14 protein-coding genes are annotated in these 17,599 nt (G+C 63.7%); 3 read left to right on the top strand and 11 right to left on the bottom strand.

Going from position 1 to position 17,599, the window contains the following annotated elements; all coding sequences use genetic code 11:
- Window positions 1–8: 8 nt before the first annotated feature.
- From flgK to CWS35_RS32805, 10 genes are all read right to left on the bottom strand, one after another.
- Window positions 9–1,790 (bottom strand): flagellar hook-associated protein FlgK, encoded by a 1,782-nt coding sequence (flgK, locus tag CWS35_RS32760; RefSeq protein ID WP_100956868.1) that lies wholly within the window; start codon window positions 1,788–1,790, stop codon window positions 9–11.
- A gap of 27 nt (window positions 1,791–1,817) precedes the next feature.
- Window positions 1,818–2,273: a hypothetical protein gene (locus CWS35_RS32765; RefSeq protein WP_024580209.1), complete on the bottom strand. Its 456-nt coding sequence runs from the start codon at window positions 2,271–2,273 to the stop codon at window positions 1,818–1,820.
- Window positions 2,274–2,292: 19 nt separating this feature from the next.
- Window positions 2,293–2,547 carry a hypothetical protein gene (locus tag CWS35_RS32770; protein ID WP_024580208.1) on the bottom strand — a complete coding sequence of 85 codons (255 nt, stop codon included), beginning with the start codon at window positions 2,545–2,547 and terminating at the stop codon, window positions 2,293–2,295.
- Window positions 2,544–3,833: a flagellar hook protein FlgE gene (flgE, locus tag CWS35_RS32775; RefSeq protein WP_100955427.1), complete on the bottom strand. Its 1,290-nt coding sequence runs from the start codon at window positions 3,831–3,833 to the stop codon at window positions 2,544–2,546. The genes CWS35_RS32770 and flgE overlap by 4 nt, the downstream gene beginning before the upstream one ends.
- Before the next feature lie 19 nt (window positions 3,834–3,852).
- Window positions 3,853–4,524: a flagellar hook assembly protein FlgD gene (locus CWS35_RS32780; protein WP_024580206.1), complete on the bottom strand. Its 672-nt coding sequence runs from the start codon at window positions 4,522–4,524 to the stop codon at window positions 3,853–3,855.
- Window positions 4,525–4,734: 210 nt separating this feature from the next.
- Window positions 4,735–5,229 (bottom strand): hypothetical protein, encoded by a 495-nt coding sequence (locus CWS35_RS40745; protein WP_311538669.1) that lies wholly within the window; start codon window positions 5,227–5,229, stop codon window positions 4,735–4,737.
- Between the two features lie 104 nt (window positions 5,230–5,333).
- Window positions 5,334–5,789, bottom strand: a complete 456-nt coding sequence (fliS, locus tag CWS35_RS32790) for a flagellar export chaperone FliS (protein ID WP_024580204.1) — start codon at window positions 5,787–5,789, stop codon at window positions 5,334–5,336.
- Window positions 5,789–7,501 (bottom strand): flagellar filament capping protein FliD, encoded by a 1,713-nt coding sequence (fliD, locus tag CWS35_RS32795; RefSeq protein WP_024580203.1) that lies wholly within the window; start codon window positions 7,499–7,501, stop codon window positions 5,789–5,791. Before fliD ends, fliS begins: the two co-directional genes overlap by 1 nt.
- A 66-nt stretch (window positions 7,502–7,567) precedes the next feature.
- A complete protein-coding gene (locus CWS35_RS32800) occupies window positions 7,568–8,392 on the bottom strand; it encodes a flagellin (protein WP_024580202.1) in 825 nt (274 codons plus the stop codon).
- Between the two features lie 140 nt (window positions 8,393–8,532).
- Window positions 8,533–9,234, bottom strand: a complete 702-nt coding sequence (locus tag CWS35_RS32805) for an RNA polymerase sigma factor (protein ID WP_024580201.1) — start codon at window positions 9,232–9,234, stop codon at window positions 8,533–8,535.
- Between the two features lie 668 nt (window positions 9,235–9,902).
- Between CWS35_RS32805 and CWS35_RS32810 the strand changes: the two genes are divergently transcribed.
- From CWS35_RS32810 to CWS35_RS32820, 3 genes are all read left to right on the top strand, one after another.
- Window positions 9,903–12,239, top strand: a complete 2,337-nt coding sequence (locus CWS35_RS32810; protein WP_311538668.1) for a hypothetical protein — start codon at window positions 9,903–9,905, stop codon at window positions 12,237–12,239.
- A 90-nt stretch (window positions 12,240–12,329) separates the two neighbouring features.
- Window positions 12,330–13,655, top strand: coding sequence for a hypothetical protein (locus CWS35_RS32815; protein ID WP_311538667.1), 1,326 nt, complete (start codon window positions 12,330–12,332; stop codon window positions 13,653–13,655).
- Window positions 13,656–13,692: 37 nt separating this feature from the next.
- Window positions 13,693–14,418: a formyltransferase family protein gene (locus tag CWS35_RS32820; RefSeq protein WP_024580198.1), complete on the top strand. Its 726-nt coding sequence runs from the start codon at window positions 13,693–13,695 to the stop codon at window positions 14,416–14,418.
- Between the two features lie 64 nt (window positions 14,419–14,482).
- Here CWS35_RS32820 and CWS35_RS32825 read toward each other — a convergent pair whose 3' ends face one another.
- Window positions 14,483–17,530 (bottom strand): AAA family ATPase, encoded by a 3,048-nt coding sequence (locus CWS35_RS32825; RefSeq protein WP_100955430.1) that lies wholly within the window; start codon window positions 17,528–17,530, stop codon window positions 14,483–14,485.
- Window positions 17,531–17,599 lie beyond the last annotated feature (69 nt).

Genomic DNA, 17,599 nt, shown 5'->3' on the forward strand with positions numbered 1-17,599 from the left:
GGCCTCGCCTAGCTCGCGGTCATTGCGGTCATGAGCGCCGAGAACATGGCGTTGATGGCCGTAATGATCTGGGACGCGGCAGCGTACTTGTTCTGCAACGCGCTCAGATTCGCGCTTTCCTGGTCGATGTTGACGCCCGACTGCGACGACAGCGTATTCGCATAGGTCGACTGCGCGGTCTGCTTGGCTGTATAGGTCGCCGACGCTTGGCTTGACTTGCTGGCGACGTTGGCAACGATCGCTGCCGCATAGTCGGTGAACGAGCCGGTGGTGGCGCCGAGCCCGCCGGCCATGGCGAAGTTGGTCGACCCCGTCAGCGCGCTCGAGAGCGCATTCAACACCGTCGCCGAGCCCGGTGACAGCACCGAGTTTCCTGCCGTGAGCGTGGCCGAGCTGTCGAGCGTGGCCGTCGGCAACGCCGATGCCCCGCTGAGGATGTCGCTGCGAACCGCGATGTTCGAAGCGTTGGTGCCCGTGATCAGGTCGTTGAGCCCGAAATAGTCCGAGAAGCCCTGCCCGGAACTTCCGACCGAGCTCGTCATCTCGTTGATGGCGACGCCGTTGCCGGACCCGGTCGCAGAAATCGTCAAATGTCCGTTGGCATCGATCGAGGCCGTCACGCCGGGCACGTTGCTATTGATATCGCTGACGAGCGAGCCAACCGTCGTGTCCGACGAGAGATTGAGGTCCTTGTAGGACACCAGATTGCCGCTCTGGTCGGTCACTGCAATCCGTACCGTTCCGGTCGCTGACAGCGGCGTCGTGCTGCTGACGGTGGCGGTCCCGGTCAGACTGGCAGGCGGCGGCAGGGAGGTGCCCTGGTTCGATACGGCATTCACGCTGGCGGTAAATTGCTGGGCAAGCTCGTCGAGCTGCGCCTGCGCGGCCGGCAGCGTCTGATCACGCAGGGTGACCAGCGCACTGATGTTGCCAGAGGTGATTTGCGAGGTGATGTCGACCCCGTTGACCGTGATGGCGCTGAAGCCGCTCGACGAAGATCCAGCGACGTACGTCGTCGCGGCCGTGACATTGGACGTCGCCGCATAGCTCAACGGGTGCGCTGTGCTATCGACCAACGCCTGTCCCGACCCGGTATAGACCTGTAGGTCGCCGCTCGACGTCGTGAAATAGCTCACATTCATTTGCGAGGCCAGGTCCTGCAACGCACTGTTGCGCTGGTCCTCGAGATCGGCGGTGGGCTGGCCGGCGGCCGCCTCCTGCTTGATCTGCTTGTTGAGGTCGGAGATCTGCTGCAAGTCGGAATTGATATCGGTGACTGACGACGCAATATCCTGGTCGGCGTTGCCGCGCAGCTTCTGGATTCCGCTGGAGGTCTGCTGCAACTGGGTCGTGACCGCGGAGAGCGCACTGACCGCGTTGGCCTGCAACGACGCACTGCTCGGCGTGCTCGCCAGCGACGACAACGCCGACTGGAATGCCGCGATCGTGTTGGCGAGCGAAGTGCCCGTCGTCGAGCTGTCGCCGCCTGAGGCGCTACCGTAGAGCTGCTCGAGCTGGGTCAGATAGCTGTTGTTGGTGTTAGCGGCGCCAAGATCGGAATCGGCTCCGACCAGCGATTTGAGGAGCAGCTTGTCGACCGAGCTGCTGATCCCCGTGATCGTGACGCCGGTGCCGACGCCGGCGGTGACGCTGCTGCTCTGGTTGGCGGTCTTCTCGGTGTAGCCCTTGGTGTCGGCATTGGAGATATTGGCCGAGGCCACGCTGATCTGGACCTGCGTGGCCGACAACCCGCTGAATGCGATGCTTCGTGCGATATCAAGCGACGACACGGCCAATACCCTCCGGTGCGAGCCCGATCAGGCCCGCACGTTGGTGCCATAGGACATCGCGGGCGTGACGCGACGGCCGGCTGCGCCATAGGGCGACACGTTGGCGATCTGCTCGCGGATCGCCTGCATGATCGCCTCGATCCTGCGGTTGCTGGCATCGATCGCCGCGCGCAGCCGCATCACGTTCTCGTCCATCGCGACCCGGAGCTTCAGGATCCGCTCCATCAGTTGCTCGCGCAGCACGCGATCCTGGACATTGAGATTGGCCGTCTTGCCGACCGCTTCGGCCACACACTGCTCGAACAGGCTTGCAAGCCGGTTCTTCTCGTCGACCTGCTTCAGCCGCGACGCCGGCAGGCCCTTGGCGAGCTCGACATTCTCCTCGTTCACGATCGCAATCAGGTTGTCGATCAGCGCGATCAACGACCTGGCGCGCTCGTCATTGCCCGCGGGATTGATCTTGATGTTGCGTTCCGGTGTCATGTCATCGCTCCCGTTCAAGCTAGTGGCCGCGACGCATGGCGCGGACCGATTGCGCGCTGCGTCCGTAGGCGGTGATCGCTGTTACCCGGACCTTGGCCCGGTTGAGTTCCTGGTCGACCCGCGCGCATTCGCGCATCAGCAGATCGCGCAATGTTTCGATGTCGTCGAGCAACGCGCAGAGCTGCTTGCGGTCGTGCGGCTGAACCGAATCGGCCTTCGCCTTCAGCCGCCGCAACCTGATCAGCAGGCGGTCATTGGTTTCCGCTGACATCATCGCGACACCGCCGAGATCAGCGTGTCGAACATCTTGTCGACGGTGGTGATCACCTGCGACGCCGCCGAATAGGCTTGCTGCGCCGAGATCATGTTGGAGAACTGGCCGCTGGTGTCGGTGGTGCTGGACTCCAGCTCGCTGCCGTAAATCGTGCCCGCGCCGTTGGTTCCCGAGGTCTGCAGCGTGGCGTTGCCGGAAGCTGCCGTCGACGAGTACATGCCGTCGCTGGCCGCGTTCAATCCGTTGGGATCGCTGAAGGTCGCGACCGCGATCTTGTAGATCGCGATGGTCTGCCCATTGGAGTAGGTCGCGTCGACCACGCCGCCCTTGCCGATCGAGATGCTGCTCAGCTTGCCGTAAGGCAGGCCGTCCGACGTGATGCCGGTGAGATCGACGGCGGGCGTGGTTTCGCCCGACGAGTATTGCGTCAGGCCGTCGGTCTTGCCTGCCGTGCCGAGATTGAGCGTGATCGCCGTGCCATCGGCGGTCGAGCTGTCGGCCGCGCCGTCCGTCCAGCCGGTCACCGAGATGGTCGGCGGGCTCGGCACCGTCGAATTGAGCGAGCCATCGGCATTGAAGGTAATGGCAACCGTATCGGTGATCGGGTTGGCGCTGGCAGTCGTGGGGGCCGACGCGAGCTTCGGCTGCTCGAAGCTCGCAGTCCATGCATTGTCGGCGGTCTTTTTCCAGTCGATCTGGATCGTGCTCGCCGTGCCGAGCGAATCGTAGACCGTCATCGAGCTGTTGAAGGTCGCGCCGACGGCGGCATCCGCCGGCAGGTTCGCCGCGATCGTCGTCTTGGTGGTAGCGCTGCCGCTGGTGGAGGCGACCTGGGTATTGATCGGCCCGAGGCTCGCAGCCGAGGCATTGCCGATGATGTTGCCCTGGGCATCGGTGCGCCAGCCCTCGAGGTAGTTGCCGTTGTTGACGAGGTAGCCCGAATTGTCGGTGGTGAACGCGCCGTTGCGCGTATAGGAGGTGGTACCGCCGGTCGTCGCGTTGGTGGTGACGAAGAAGCCGCTGCCCTGGATCGCGACGTCAGTGGCATTGGTGGTCGCGGCCAGCAATCCCTGCTGGGTGATGTTGGCGCGGCCGTTCACCGTGACGCCGCCGGAGGTGTAGGCGGTCGCGCTGTTCGATGCCGTCACCAGATCGTTGAACATCGCCGACGTGGTCTTGTAGCCCGTGGTGTCGGCGTTGGAAATGTTGTCGGAAATCATTGCCAGCGACTGGCTCTGCGCATTGAGCGCCGAGATCGCCGAGGAAAGTGCGCCAGTGAGACTCATGATAAAACTCCGGAAGCAATCAGGACGAGACGCCGATGATGTTGGCGGCGCTGACGGGGACGCCGTTGACGAGCAACGAGGGCGTCGAGCCGGAGGCATCGATCCCGGTCACCGTTCCCGTCATCGTGGTGTAGCTGAGCAGCGAATTGCCGGCTGAATCGGTCGCGGTGACCTGGATCGTGTACTGACCGCCATTGCTGAGCTGGGTGCCGCTCGTGGTCTGCCCGTTCCAGGTGAAGCTGTTCGAGCCGGCGTTGCCGGTGCCCTTGCCGCTCCACACCGTGTTGCCGGAGGAATCCTGGATCGTGATCGCGACGTTGGACGCGGCCGAGGTCAGCGAGTAGCCGAACGTCGCCGAGCCGTTGGTCAGCTCCGCGGTGTTGGTCTTGGCCTCGACCGTGTGACCGATATAGTTGACCGAGTTGAGCGTCACGAGGCTCGAGAACGAGCTCGCCAGCGATGTCATGCTGGTGTTGATCGATTGCTGCTCGTTGAAATTGGCGTACGAGGTGAGCTGGTTGATGAAGTCGGTCGTGCTGGTGGCGTTGAGCGGATCCTGGTTCTGCAACTCGCTGACCAGCAGGTTGAGGAAATCGCTCGAGGTCAGCCCCATCGACGCACTGGACGCCGCGCTCGACGACGAGCTCGAGGCGGCGGAGGTTGCAGCAGAGGTTGCCGAGGAAACGGTCATGACAAGGCTCTCTTCGCCGCGGGTGAAGGCGGCGGAACGCGTGGGAACATTGGGGTCGTGAAGTCGTTCGCAGATAAAACGGACGGCGCGCCGATTTCAGGCGCGGATTCATCCACACGGAATCATTTGATTAATCGGCAGAATTTGCCGCGTTGGCTGCGGCCCGGAGGCGCGCATGCGCGCAAGGCTGCGAAGAACGCTGGAAGGCTTTTAGAGTGACAGGCTGATCGGCCGATCCGGCTCGGCGAGCATCAAGGCCGGCGGCGTCAATGCGGGCAACAGGCAAAGCGCCAGCAACAGCGCGGGCAGCACCTTGCCCTGCGGCGCGGATTCACCGCTACCCTCGGCATCACTCGGCTGGTCGTCGGGCGCGGCCGGCTCCTTCGGTAATTTCGCCGCCGCGGTCACGATGCGATCCACCAAGCCATTGGGGGCGCGGACCGGTGGCGCCGTCAGCGCCCGACGGATTGCGCTCGCCTCTTCGTAAAGCGTCCGGGCCTCGGCAGAAGACGCAAGGAGCTGGACGGCGGCAAGACGTTGATCATCGGGCCAGCGGGACAGATCCTCCCCCAGCCGATCGATCAGGTCTTCGAATGTCGCAACGTCCATCCCGCGCGCAGATCCAGCCTCGTCGCCAAGGCTGTCATAAAGCATTCGCGGGACGGCGGAAATCAATTTCCGCCGCCGTAGCGCCAGGTCCAGCATGATGCCCACCGAGCGGCCATTTCCCCGTCAGGACGCCGGCCCGGGCGCCCCGTCCCACCCCGAGAAGCCGCTGCCCCGGGGGCGATTCGTCCGTTCTTCCGCGCTCAGCGGCCGGCGACTGATTCGAGTGCCTTGTCGGGTGTCTTGTCGAGCGCTTTGGCCTTGGCGGCCTGGCCGGCGGTTACGTCGACGAACTTCCAGGCATCCCGGAGTTCCGTCAGGCTGGCGATGATGCGCCGGAAGTTCTCCCGGGCGCCCGGCCGGCCATAGGAACGCAGGCACGCCATGATCAAGGCATTGTAGGTCCGGAACAGACGATCGGCGATCGCGCCGCCGCGGGTGAAGTCGAGATTGTGGCTCAGTCCGCGCAGGATCGCGGTTGCCCGCGTCAGATAGGCATGCCCTTCCTCGAAACGCTTGGCGTCGTGTGCATCCAGCGCCTTCTGCAACAGCGTGATCGCGCCGTCGCACAGCATCACCACCGCCTTCAGCGGCGGCACCGCGACCGCGGCAGATCGGTAAGCATTGTTGGCGTGATAGGCAGTCGCATTTTGGGTCATCAGTTACTCGATGCTGAGTTCAGAAGGGCTTTCAGGTAGCCCAGTGTGTTGTTGGCCGTTTCAATGGCTGCCTGATAGTTGGCGTATTGCGTCTGCAGCTGCGTCTGGTAGGTCGCCGCGTCGCTCTGGATGCTGTTGACCTGGGTCTGCATGTCGTCGTCGGTCGACTGCAAATTGCTGATCAGCGTCTGCAACGACCCGCTGTTCGCGGAATTGGTCTGCGCGATCTGGTAGATCTGCGACGCAAGGCCGGAAGTCGAGGTCACGTTGATCGATTGCGAGGTCGAGCCGGTATAGTTGAATGCCATACCGGCATAGATCGTGCCGGCATTGCCGATGATGGTGTTGCCGACCACCGAAAATCCGGAACTGTCGCCACCGACGGAGGCGCCGGTCAGCGTGCCGGACGAATCCACCGTCAGGTCGAGCGTGAACGATTGCGGCGAGGTGCCCGTGTTGACCACGCTGAGCTGGCTCGACGACGTCGTGGTCTGCGCCGAAAGCAGCGAGGTCACGCCGGCGAGATTCTGCGTCAGCACCGTCGACAACGTGCCGGTGTCGAGCTGCAGCTCGTTGTTCTGGTTGAAGGACAGACCGAGATCGGCCATCGTCATGCTGCCGACGGACCCGCTCAGCACCTGCTGAAGCTGGGTCATGATGTCCCGCATCGTGCTGTCGCCGAACAGCACAGCGCTCGACGAGGCCGTGCCATCGGAATTCTGTGCGGACTGCGCGATGACCTGGTCGCGAAAGGCGTTGTAGTTGGTGACGAAGCTCTGCAGCGCTGACGTGATCTGGCTGGTGTCGGTCTGGATGCTGATATTCAGGCTCGTGCCGCTCGGCGTCGGCTGCAGCAGGTCGAAGGTGACGCCGGAGAGGACGTCGGAGATGTCGTTGGTGTTGCGGGTGAGCGAGATGCCGTCGAGCGTGAATTCCGCGGACTGCGCCGTCTGCAACACGTTGGTGAAAGCCCCGGACGTGCCGGTGACGCCGAGCTTGTTCAGGATGTCGTCGCCGGATGTCGACGAATAGGTGATGTTTGCCGCGTCCTGGGTCCCCGTCAGCACCATCTCGTAGGAACCGCTCGACACCTGGACGATCGAGGCCTGCACATTGGTGGTCGAGGTCTGCGCATTGATGGTGTCGACGATGTCCTGCATCGACATGCCGCTGGTGATCGTAATCGCCGAGCTGGTGCCGCCGGCCAAACCCAGCGAAAACGTGCCGGAAAGGCCGAGTGCGGTGGACGTGCTCGACTGCGAGGAGCCGATCACCTTCTGCGCGGTCGCGAGCTGGGTGATCTGGAGGGTGTGGTTGCCGGTCGCCGATCCACTGTTGACGCTCATGTTGAGCGCGGAGGACGCGCTGACGTCGCCGGTGGACGAAATCGTCGCCGCGCGCGTCGCGAATGCGTTGGTCGCGAGCGAATTGACGATCGAGGTGCTTAGTGAAGTCAGGCCCGATGCCAGCGTCGAAAGCTCGGTCTGCAGGTTCGTGTAGGCACTTATCTTGGCCTGGTTCGCAGTGATCTTGGTGGTGATCGCCGTCGCGGAGGCCAGCTTGGCGTTGACTTCGGCCTGGATCAGCTGGGTCCAGTCGATGCTGGTCGAGTTGGTCGTACCGGTGGTCGTCACCGTATCCGCCGAGCTCGGCGAACTGGAGCTCGAAGAGGTCGTTCCGGCCGTGCTCGAGGTGGCGCTGCTTACCGTCATGTCAACACGTCCGCCGTCAAAGGGATCGGGCCGGCGTTAGGCCGGCCCGACACTCGTGAGTCCGAACTAGCCGAGGAGCTTGAGCAGATACTGCGGCATCTGGTTGGCCGCGGTTTCGGCCGACACCGCCGCCTGGGTCTTCACTTCGGCGGAGGACAGCGTCGCCTGTTCGGCGGCGATATCCACGTCCATGATCGCCGAATTGGCCGACTGAAGGTTCTGGGTCTGGGTCGAGATCGAGTCCGCGCTGAAGTTGAAGCGGGATTCCTGGGCACCGATCGCGGCGCGGGCGGCCGACACGCTATTGATCGCCGTATCCAGGGCGCTCATCGCGCTGGTGGCGCCCGACAGCGTGGAAACGTCGAGCGAGCTCACGCCGAGCGAGGACGAAGTCAGGCTCGTGAGCGTGATGGTGATGGTGTCGCTCGCGGTCGAGCCGACCAGCACGGCAACGCCCGACGAGAACACGCTCGAGCCATCGAGCAGGCTCTGGCTGCTGTAGCGGGTGCCGGTCGCGATCGAATCGATTTCGCTCGTGAGCTGCGAGAATTCCGAGTTGATGTAGGCGCGGCTGGAGTCGGTCACGGTGCCGGAGGCGGACTCCGAGGCCAGCGACTTCATGCGGGCGAGAATGTCGGAAATGTTGGACGCGCCGCCGTCGGCGGTCTGCAGGATCGAGGTCGCCTGCGAGGCGTTGGTCGCAGCCTGCTGCAGCGTCGTGATGTCGGACGAGATGCGGGTCGAGATCGCGAGACCGGCGGCGTCGTCGGAAGCCGAGGTGATGCGCGAACCGCTCGACAGTTTCGACAGCGCACTGCTTTCCTGCGCCGAGTTGATGTTGAGGTAACGGACCGCGGCGTTCGCGGCTGTATTGGTGGAAATTGCGGGCATGAGTAGCTCCTGTGCTGATGGGGCATGGCATGCCGCATCGTGAAAGTGAGAGGTGACGCGGATCCAGCCCCCGTCCGCCCGATCAAACGGGTCGGCCGTCGGTGGTCAGGCGCGAAATCTTCAGAAGCCGGAATTTATGGTTAGCAGTCGGTAAACGCGCCGCGCAGGTCCCGCTCGTGCCGCTTGAGCATTTCGCGCAACTGTTGTCGCCCTCGCTTGAGGAGCGATTCCACCGCAGCGACCGTCGTATCCATCACCTCGGCGATCTCGCCGTTGCTCATGTTCTCGTGATAGGAGAGGATCACCGCGACGCGCTGCTGCTCGGGCAGCCGCTGCATCGCGACCTCCAGAAGATTGCCGATCTCGTTGCGCTCGATGACGGTGGAGGCATCGAGCTGGGTGTCGGCCACTTCGGGCACGACATCGACGTTCTCGGTGCGCGGCTTGCGGCGCAGATCGATGCAGCGGTTGCTGACCACGCGATACAGCCAGGTCGAGAACTTGGCGCGGCCATGCTGCCAGCGGCCGCGATGCGTCCATACCTTCAGCATGGTGTCCTGCACCACGTCCTCGGCGTCGGCGGCGTTGCCGACGATGCGCAGCGCGATCGCGTAGGCGCGATCGACATGACGTTCGACGAGAGCGCGAAACGCCGTCTCGTCGCCGGCGGCGAGGCGATCGAGCAATTCCTTGTCCTCGTCCTGGATCTCGACGGTATCGAGCGGACCTGCATCCGCGACCGTGGGGACGTCGATCCAGGGGGCAGCCGCTTCGAGCGGCGCGACCGCAGCCGTCGTGGCCTCGATCTCGGCCGCTGCCGTCATATCAAGCGCGTAACTCATGCCCCGCTCTCCAACCCGCGCCGCTGGCACACATCCCAGACGGCTTCTGAGCGTTGAACGGAGGCGTCAGGCAAACCAGGCGAATTTTTTTTGTTATTTTTCAAATGCTTAGCTGGATTTTTTTGCCGACCGCCCGGCAAAAGCTGCCGCCGCGCCACTGCGCGTGGAAAAGTTCGCCAGGATTTGGAGCAATCGTTCAGCATCGCCTCGCATTCCCGCGGGAGAGATCGTCGCGCCGGAAAACGCTGTTGTCACATCGACTAACGCTACGCGAACACGTGCATGCGTGGAGCATGCCAGTGACTCATTGCCGCGTGGTCGCCATCTTGCATTCGACGATTGCGACTAGGCAATTTTTTCCGAATCACTGTTTCGACGTTATCGGATTTTTTGAATCTGTCAGTCGCGAAGCGCGCGATTTCGAATCCCACATCAACTTTTTTGAACTGACGCGCCTGATTTGTCTCACGCGCGCGTTGAACGCATGAGGACTGGCGGGAATCTTGCGCATGACGATCGTGACGGTCGACGCGACGCGTCGAGCGCAGAATGTTTCTGCATGTTCATTCGATGTTTTCGATACATTTCTGTTGCGCGTCTGCACGACGCCAGATGGCGTATTTGAAAGGGTTTTTCAGCTTTCCTGCATTGCTGAAAAATTTCCAAATATGTCCAACAGTTTCGTTCAACATCGAATCCAGGCGGAGACGCGCGCGCGCAAGTTGGCGCAGGAGCGCAACGGCTCCACCGAAGTGTGCATCGCCGACATCTATAAGTACTTTCCGTTCAGGCTGTTCGGCCTGAACCGCGACGCATTGCAGGATCTCGCGCGGATCGAGTTCGAGGCCGAGCTCGAGCTGTGCCGCGTCAATCCGGAAATGGTCGAGCAATATCTGGACATGAAGCGCGGCAATCTTCGCGTCGGCTTCATCTCCGACACCTATTGGAACACCGGACAGCTCGCGCAGTTGCTGCGGACCTGCAACCCCGGGCTGACCTGGGATTTCCTCTATGCGTCCTGTGACCACGGCAGCAGCAAGAGCGAAACGCTGTTCGAGACCTATCTCGCCGAGCAAGGCATCGATGCGGCAAGCTCGTTCCACATCGGCGACAATCACAACGCCGATATCAAGGGCGCGCGCCGTCACGGCATCCGCCCGCGCTACTATCCGCAGGCGAGCGCCGCGCTGGCGTCCAAGTTTCAGCGCGAAACGTCGATCTTCGAATTGCTGTGCCCCGATCGGCCGTCGCGGCTCGATGACGGCGCCCGCACGCTGCGGCGTGTGGTGACTGCGCGAAGCGCGGAACAATCGCCGGCCTTCCACCTCGGCGTCACCGTACTCGGCCCGGTGATGGCGGCGTTCGACGCATTCATCGAAGAGCGGCGCATGGCGCTCACCCGCGAGGGCAAGCGCGTTGCGATCGGATTTCTCGGCCGCGATGGATTACTGCCGTATCGTGTCTGGCAAGAGACCCGTGGCGAGGCCGGTGCCTATGTCGAGATCAATCGCCGTGTCAGTCTGGTCGGATCTGCCGATACGCTCGAGCCGCTCTGCGAGCTGCTGAGCCGGGTCGTCAAGATCGACGCGTCGACCTTCATCGACATCGTCAAGGTGCAGCCCCCCGCGGTGATGAAGTTCTTTGCGCAGTTTCCCGACGGCATCGCGAGCGGACGCGAGCTCGCCGACGCGCTGCCCGATCTGATGGACCCGAGCGAGATCGCCGATATCGCCACCGGCGTTCGTACGCGCCTGCTCGCCTACCTTCGCGCACGGATCGAGGATTTCGACGGCTGCACCGATCTGATCCTCGTCGACCTCGGCTATTCGGCAAGCGTGCAGAAGTCGCTGCGGCGCATCTTCGATTGCGAGGGCATTCGCATTCGCCTGCACGGTGCCTATCTGCTGACGCTGGATGATGCGTTCGACGACATCGCCGATAGCGACACCGCCGAAGGGCTGATTTCGGATCGGGTGGTCACCCCGCACGTCAAGCGCATGCTGATCCGCAATGTCGCCTTGCTGGAGCAGCTCTGCTGTTCCGCCGAAGGATCGGCGCGTGACTACCGCGGTGGCGAGGTGTTGCGAGAGGCCGACCAGCGCCCGGCCGCTCAGCTTGCGCTGGCGACCGAGGTGCAAGCAGGCGCGCTGGCCTATGCTTCCCGCGCCCGGGAGCTGGCACCGCGCTACGGCCTGCTGCCGCACGCGAACCCCACCGTCGCGGCGCGCTGGGCCACCGCCGTCCTCGGACGCTTGCTGTTGCTGCCCGACGATGACGAGCTCGTGCTGCTCAGCGGCATCAAGCATGACGTCAATCTCGGCACACAAGCGCTGGCGCCACTGCTCGATGCCAGCTTCATCAATGATTGCATCATCGCCCGCGGCGTCGCAACCGCCTGCATCGCGCCCGCACCGCCGATGTGGCTGGCGGGCAGCTTTGCCGCGCTGTCACCGTCGCACGCCTATCTTTACACGCTGTTCGGCACCAATCGCCTTCCCGCCAACGTATTCGGCGAGTCGCCAAGCGGGACGTTGCAAGTCGGCCTGTTCGGGCAGGACGGTCAGGCCTCGCTTCAGACCGTCACCGTCTTTCACACCGGGTTCGGCGACCTCCGACTGAGGATTCCGCTGTCGCGGCGCATGGCGGTCACGACGATCGCGCTGCCGCTGGCGAAGCTCGCCCGCAATGGCCTGCTCCATGGCGTCACCGTCCAGCACGGCGAGAGTGCGGCGAAGGCCACGGACAATTCCGGCGTCAAGGCGATCGCCGCGGACCGGCTGACCGACGCCGGCCTCGACAGGAGCGGCCGTCAGTTCCGCGCGTCGAACGACGAGGGCATGCTGCTGATCCCGGTCGACGGTTTCGAGGAAGACGTTGCAGTCTACACGGTCGGGCTGACCGCCCTCGACCATGATCGCATCCTGGCGGTCGAAGACCGGAACGATGCCGCAGCCCCCGCGGCTACGCTGACCTGGCGTGCCACGCCGGCCGCCAGCCGCAGCTGATTTGTCCGCCTGATCTCGCTGCCCCGTACGTATTAGTTAACGAGGGGTAGCGCGGGCATGACATCGGCTGACACGGCGCAAGCAGACGGCTTGCAGACGAATTTTGACCAATTGCTATCGGCAAACGGCATCCGGATGGGCACGGCACAACGCCGCCGGCTGGCATGGCTGTCCGAACGGCTTGGGCGCGCAGCCGTCCATCAACCCGGTTCAGTGCCCGCCCGCGACCATGGCGTCATCGTTCTCGCCGAACCGCCGAGCGGCCCAGCAGCCGAGATGCTCTACCGATCGCTCCGCACCGATTGCGTGGTCGTCGTGCCGTTCGGCGAAAATCCGGCTTTCGATTTCCTGAAGTCCAAGCTGACCGATTTCGGTACGATCGGGCCGAGCGCGGACGGCCCGCACGAGATGTGGTGGGGCGGCCTCACCTGGCGCCCGATCGCGCCCGAGGCAGGCTCCAGGTCCAAGGCTCCGTTACGCGTGGTCTCCTGCTATCCCCGCTCCCGCGGCGACGATCACGCCGATGCGCTCCGGGAGAAGCTGGCCGAATTCCGGATCGCCTGCGACATCGAGCCGATCGACACCGCGGACGGTGAGCAGATGCGCGCGTCCGAGATATCCGCATTCATGCTGCGGATGTGGGAAACACACCCCGAGCCTCTGCTGTTCATCGCGGCCGATGCAACGCTCAGCGAGCCACCCCTGTTGCCGTCCTCGCTCGATTGCGACGTCGCCCTCCACAAGTGGAACCGGTGGGAGATGTCGACGCGCACCCTCTATCTCGGTCGCGCCGTGGCGGCCGAGGCACTGCTGCGCAGCTGGCATCACATCGCGTCCGCCTATCCCGCGGTCTGGGATGGCTACCTGCTCGACCAGGCATGGAGCCTGACGTCGTCGCAGATGGCGCTCGACACCGTCTGGCTGCCGCGCTCATACCATGCCCCGGCCGAGGACGTCGGCACGCCCCGCCACACCACGGTCGTTCACAACCTGCCCGGCGACAATAGCGACCTTGGTCCCGACGCCGAATTCGGCGTCGCGATGCGGGCCGCGCGGCGCGCCAGCCGCAGCGGCGGCCGCGACGCCATGATCGTGATCCAGTCCCAGGCGGCCTCGAACGACGCGATCACCGTGATCATGCGCGATATCGCAGCCAGTGACGCGCGCGAGATGGCTGCGAGCATCGAGGCCGTGACCGGCGCATTCACCGCCGATTGCGGCGGCTTCGGCCGGCTCGAGCTCGCGCTCTGCCCGTGGCAGGACGATATCCGCGCGGCGAAATCGGCGGCGAAACGCGCCAACAACCGCATCATCGAGATCGCGCCGTGGCAGACGCTGCCGGCCGATCTGTTCCGCACCGTAGGCCAATCCCGCGACGCCGGAAGCGTCGTCGTGATGGCCGGCCAGTTCGGCTGAGACCGCCAGAACAACTGAAACAGGGAAGGATATCCACATCATGAAGACCATCATCCTTCTCACCGGCGTCGCCAGCCAGCAATTCGCGCTCACCGAATTGCTGAAGGCGCACAATCCGGCGCTGTCGTTCCGCTGCGCCGTGACCGCCGAAGACCTCGCCGCGATCGAGCCGGAGGTGCTGCGCGACGCCCGGCTATTGGCATTCACCACCGGCGTCATCGTGCCCGAGAGCATCCTGGCCGCGCTCGGCCACGGCGCCTACAATTTCCACCCCGGCCCCCCGCAATATCCCGGCTGGGCTCCGGCGCATTTCGCACTCTATGACGGTGCCCGCATATTCGGCGCGGTCGCCCATGTGATGGCTGCGCGGGTCGATTCCGGCCCGATCGTCGGGGTCGAATCCTTCATCATTCCTGACAAGATCAGCGTCCGCGGGCTTGAGCAGATCGCCTATGTGCGGCTTGCCCATCTGTTCTGGCGGATGTCGCGCGATCTCGCTTGCGATCCCTCGCCGCTCGCCGAACTGCCGATTGCCTGGTGCGGGATCAAGAGCACGCGGCAGATGTACCGGGAGATGTGCGAGCTTCCCGCCGGCATCAACGCCGGCGAGCTGGCGCGGCGGATTCGCGCCTTCCACGACGACTTCCGCGGCATCCCGCTGACCGTCTCCGTCCACGGCATCCGCTTCCAGCTGGCGACGACGGCCACGCAAATGCCAGAGGCGCCGCAGGTGGTCTCTCCGCCGCTCGCGGCCGCATCCTGACGCGCCACGACGTCGGACCGATCCTCATCCCGCTTTACCGCTCCTTGAGCAGGTAATTCGAGCGCTAACGGCGCAAAAGATTCCCCTGCGGATCGGCCAGCATGGCGTTCAGAGCCGTTTCGGCCCGGTGAAGCAACGGCTTCGCGCCGATATCAGACGCAATTCCGATCGCGGCACGCAACTGGTGAAGAACTGAACTCCGCTCGGCCTCATTCGAGGCCGACAGCATTGCGGCCTCGCCCAGCAAAGCCTCGGCTTCCAGTCCGGAAAATCCCTGCTGGCGCGCCGTATTCCGAGCTTCGCGCAGCATGCCGAGCGCCGCTGGCACGTCACCGAGCCGGCTCAAGGCTTGCGCCAGATAGATCGAGGTGCGCAGCACGATCGAGGTGTAGCCGACCGACTTCGCCTCCTCTCGGGCATCGGTGAGCGTCTTTCGCGCCTCAGCGAACCGGCCCTGCTCCAGATACGCAATGCCGAGATGGCACTCGACAACGGGCGCGAAGAGACGAATCCCATATTTCTGCGTGACGGCGAAGGCCTCCTCCAGGATGCCCGCTGCTCCCGCCGGATTGCCCTGGCCGAGCATCAGGAAGCCGCCGCTATATCCCGTGCCAACGCGATCGAACGGCCGATTGCTTTCATTGGCGATCGCCATGGCGCGCTGATGAAACTCGATGGCCGTGTCGATCTCTCCCAACGTGGTGTGGGTCACGCTCTTCATCATGCAGCAGAGCAGCAGCAGGGTTTTCGGGGTCGTCCCGGGCGGCGCGCTGGCATCCGGCCCGGAAAGCTGGATGCAGGCATGGCCGAGCATCTGCTCGGCGTCCCGCAGCCGACCGGCGATGAAATAGGCTTGGCCAAGTGTGTATTGAGCGAGGTTGATCCAGCCCGAATTACCCCATTGCCCGGCCAGGCCCACGACGGCCTCGCCGGTAGCAATCGCCTCGACAGGCGTTCCGTAGAAATTCTGCGTACCCGACCTCATCGTCATGGCCGCAACCTTGCGTCCTATGTCGCCGATTGCATCGGCACGGCGCTCGGCTTCCTTGCCAAGGTCGAACGATTCCGCAACCTTTCCCGACCACATGAATGCCACCCGCGCTTCGATCCTCAGATCGACGGCGTCAGTCTCCCTCAAGCGGGAGAACGGCATCTTGTCGAGTGCCGTCATGGCAGTCTCGAAATAGCTGGCCGCACCGGCGAACGCCGATCGCGTCAGACTTCGTCGTGCCGCGGCTCGCCCATACGTAAACGCCTTCTGCCAATCCTTGGCTCGTGTCGCATGATAACAAAGTCTGTTGGGTTCATCGTGCCAACGTCCGCTGCTCTCCAGGGTTGCGAGAATGCGCGCGTGGACACTTTCACGGACCTTCTCGACCATCGAGTCATACGTCACCTGGCGGATCATCTCGTGCGGGAACTCGAGCAAATCATCCGGTTCGGCATCGATCCTCACGAGAAACTCGGCGCGATCGAGAGCCTCCAGGCATCGCTGCATAGCCTCGCCAGGCAAACCTGCGATTTCGCGCAACATGGATTCTGTGGAGTGCGGTCCAATCGCTGCCGCGATCTGCAAAAGTGAGCGTTCCTCCTTCGACACACGATCCAGACGTGTGGCAATAACGCCCTGGATACTGCTCGGAATGCCCAAGTCGCCGACCGGACGAGCAAGCGCGAGATCGCCCCACTGCCCCCGGAGGATTCCGCTGTCCTTGAGGCTGCGACAAACCTCTTCGATGAACAGCGGCACGCTGGCCGTGTGGAGAACGACACGGCTCTTCAGGTCGGTCATGTTCTCCGACAAGCCCAGAATGTCGTCCAGCATTTCTCGTCCCGCATCTTCGCCGAGGGAACGCAGAGCGGCAATCTCGGCGTTGCAACGCTCGATCCAATCCGGAATTCCGTTGGGTCTGCTGGTCAGCAGCATCAGCAGACCGGGAGCCTTGAGAGACGCAAGCGCCGCCATGACGGCCTCACTCGCACGATCGATCCAGTGCAGATCCTCGACCAGGATCACCGTGCGCTGGCGCAGAACGACGCTTTCGACGACGGTGCAACTCGCGTCGATGATCGCGCGGCCGCGCGCGTGGGGCTCCAACTCGGCCCATTCCGGATCAGATATCGGACGATCCAACACCGCGTCGATCGCGGAACGCTGGACCGCCGTCAGATCCGACTGGAGCCCTGTCGAGTCGTCCGCCAGAATTGAAAGCATCAGCGCCTTCAGTGCGCTGAACGGGGCACCTTGAAGATTCGGGCTGCACTCGGCGTGGACGGGACGCCACCCCTCACGTTGGAGCTCGTCAACGAACTCGTGCACCAGCCGCGATTTTCCAATGCCAGGTTCACCAATCAGGAACGCCGTTTGCCGGCCAGGGCCAGCGCTGTGCGCCAACCGTTTGAGCAGCGCGGTTTCTTCCACGCGGTTGACAAACCGCGCCACACGCCGCGCCCTGCGTACCCGCCAACTGGAGACATCCGCTGCACCAGTGACGCGGTAGACAGGCAAGGGCTCGCTGAAACCTTTGAGTTGCTGTCGCCCCAAATATTCGAACTGAACGTTGCCCTCGGCAAGGTTCTGACAGGCCTCGGACGCGTAGATCTGGTTCGGCCCGGCGACTGCTTCGAGCCTCGCTGCAAGGTGCTGCGCTACCCCGCCGATCTCATAGACCTTGGAATATTCGCTGGCGACCATGTAGGCCACCACCCGTCCGGAATGGAGCCCGACCCGAACCTGGAGCCCGGCGTCGCCGAGGCCGGCGACGCGCCGAACCAACTCGATCGCGGCATGGCAAGCCAGCGGCGCGTGGTTGTCATCGGCGATCGGTGCGCCGAAAACCGCGGACAACCCGTCACCCAGTTCTTTGCTGACGATGCCGCCAAACTGTCGCACCGCGCTTCGCATGGCGGCCAGGGCCGGCTCCAGACGCGAGACCGCGGCTTCCGGCTCCAGATCCGCAACGAGCCCCGTGGAATCCACCACGTCGGCACGAAGGATCGTCACAAATCGCTGTTCGCTATCGGGATCCACGCGCTTCGCGACGGCGGCACCGCATTTGGCGCACCAACTGTCGTCCGCTCCGATCGCCGATTGGCATGCAAAACAAAGCATTCCCTGCTCTCAAGGCTGCTGCGTTATCGCCAGCTCAGCATCCCGGATGAGCAGCTTGGGGTAGAGATT

This window comes from Bradyrhizobium sp. SK17 (assembly GCF_002831585.1).
Lineage (GTDB): Bacteria > Pseudomonadota > Alphaproteobacteria > Rhizobiales > Xanthobacteraceae > Bradyrhizobium.

Bases quoted from the DNA above. Each gene is read 5' to 3' on its own strand.
- CWS35_RS32765 (WP_024580209.1), bottom strand. From the start codon at position 2,273: ATGACACCGGAACGCAACATCAAGATCAATCCCGCGGGCAATGACGAG.
- CWS35_RS32770 (WP_024580208.1), bottom strand. From the start codon at position 2,547: ATGATGTCAGCGGAAACCAATGACCGCCTGCTGATCAGGTTGCGGCGG.
- flgE (WP_100955427.1), bottom strand. From the start codon at position 3,833: ATGAGTCTCACTGGCGCACTTTCCTCGGCGATCTCGGCGCTCAATGCG.
- CWS35_RS32780 (WP_024580206.1), bottom strand. From the start codon at position 4,524: ATGACCGTTTCCTCGGCAACCTCTGCTGCAACCTCCGCCGCCTCGAGC.
- CWS35_RS40745 (WP_311538669.1), bottom strand. From the start codon at position 5,229: ATGCTGGACCTGGCGCTACGGCGGCGGAAATTGATTTCCGCCGTCCCG.
- fliS (WP_024580204.1), bottom strand. From the start codon at position 5,789: ATGACCCAAAATGCGACTGCCTATCACGCCAACAATGCTTACCGATCT.
- fliD (WP_024580203.1), bottom strand. From the start codon at position 7,501: ATGACGGTAAGCAGCGCCACCTCGAGCACGGCCGGAACGACCTCTTCG.
- CWS35_RS32800 (WP_024580202.1), bottom strand. From the start codon at position 8,392: ATGCCCGCAATTTCCACCAATACAGCCGCGAACGCCGCGGTCCGTTAC.
- CWS35_RS32805 (WP_024580201.1), bottom strand. From the start codon at position 9,234: ATGAGTTACGCGCTTGATATGACGGCAGCGGCCGAGATCGAGGCCACG.
- CWS35_RS32810 (WP_311538668.1), top strand. From the start codon at position 9,903: ATGTCCAACAGTTTCGTTCAACATCGAATCCAGGCGGAGACGCGCGCG.
- CWS35_RS32825 (WP_100955430.1), bottom strand. From the start codon at position 17,530: ATGCTTTGTTTTGCATGCCAATCGGCGATCGGAGCGGACGACAGTTGG.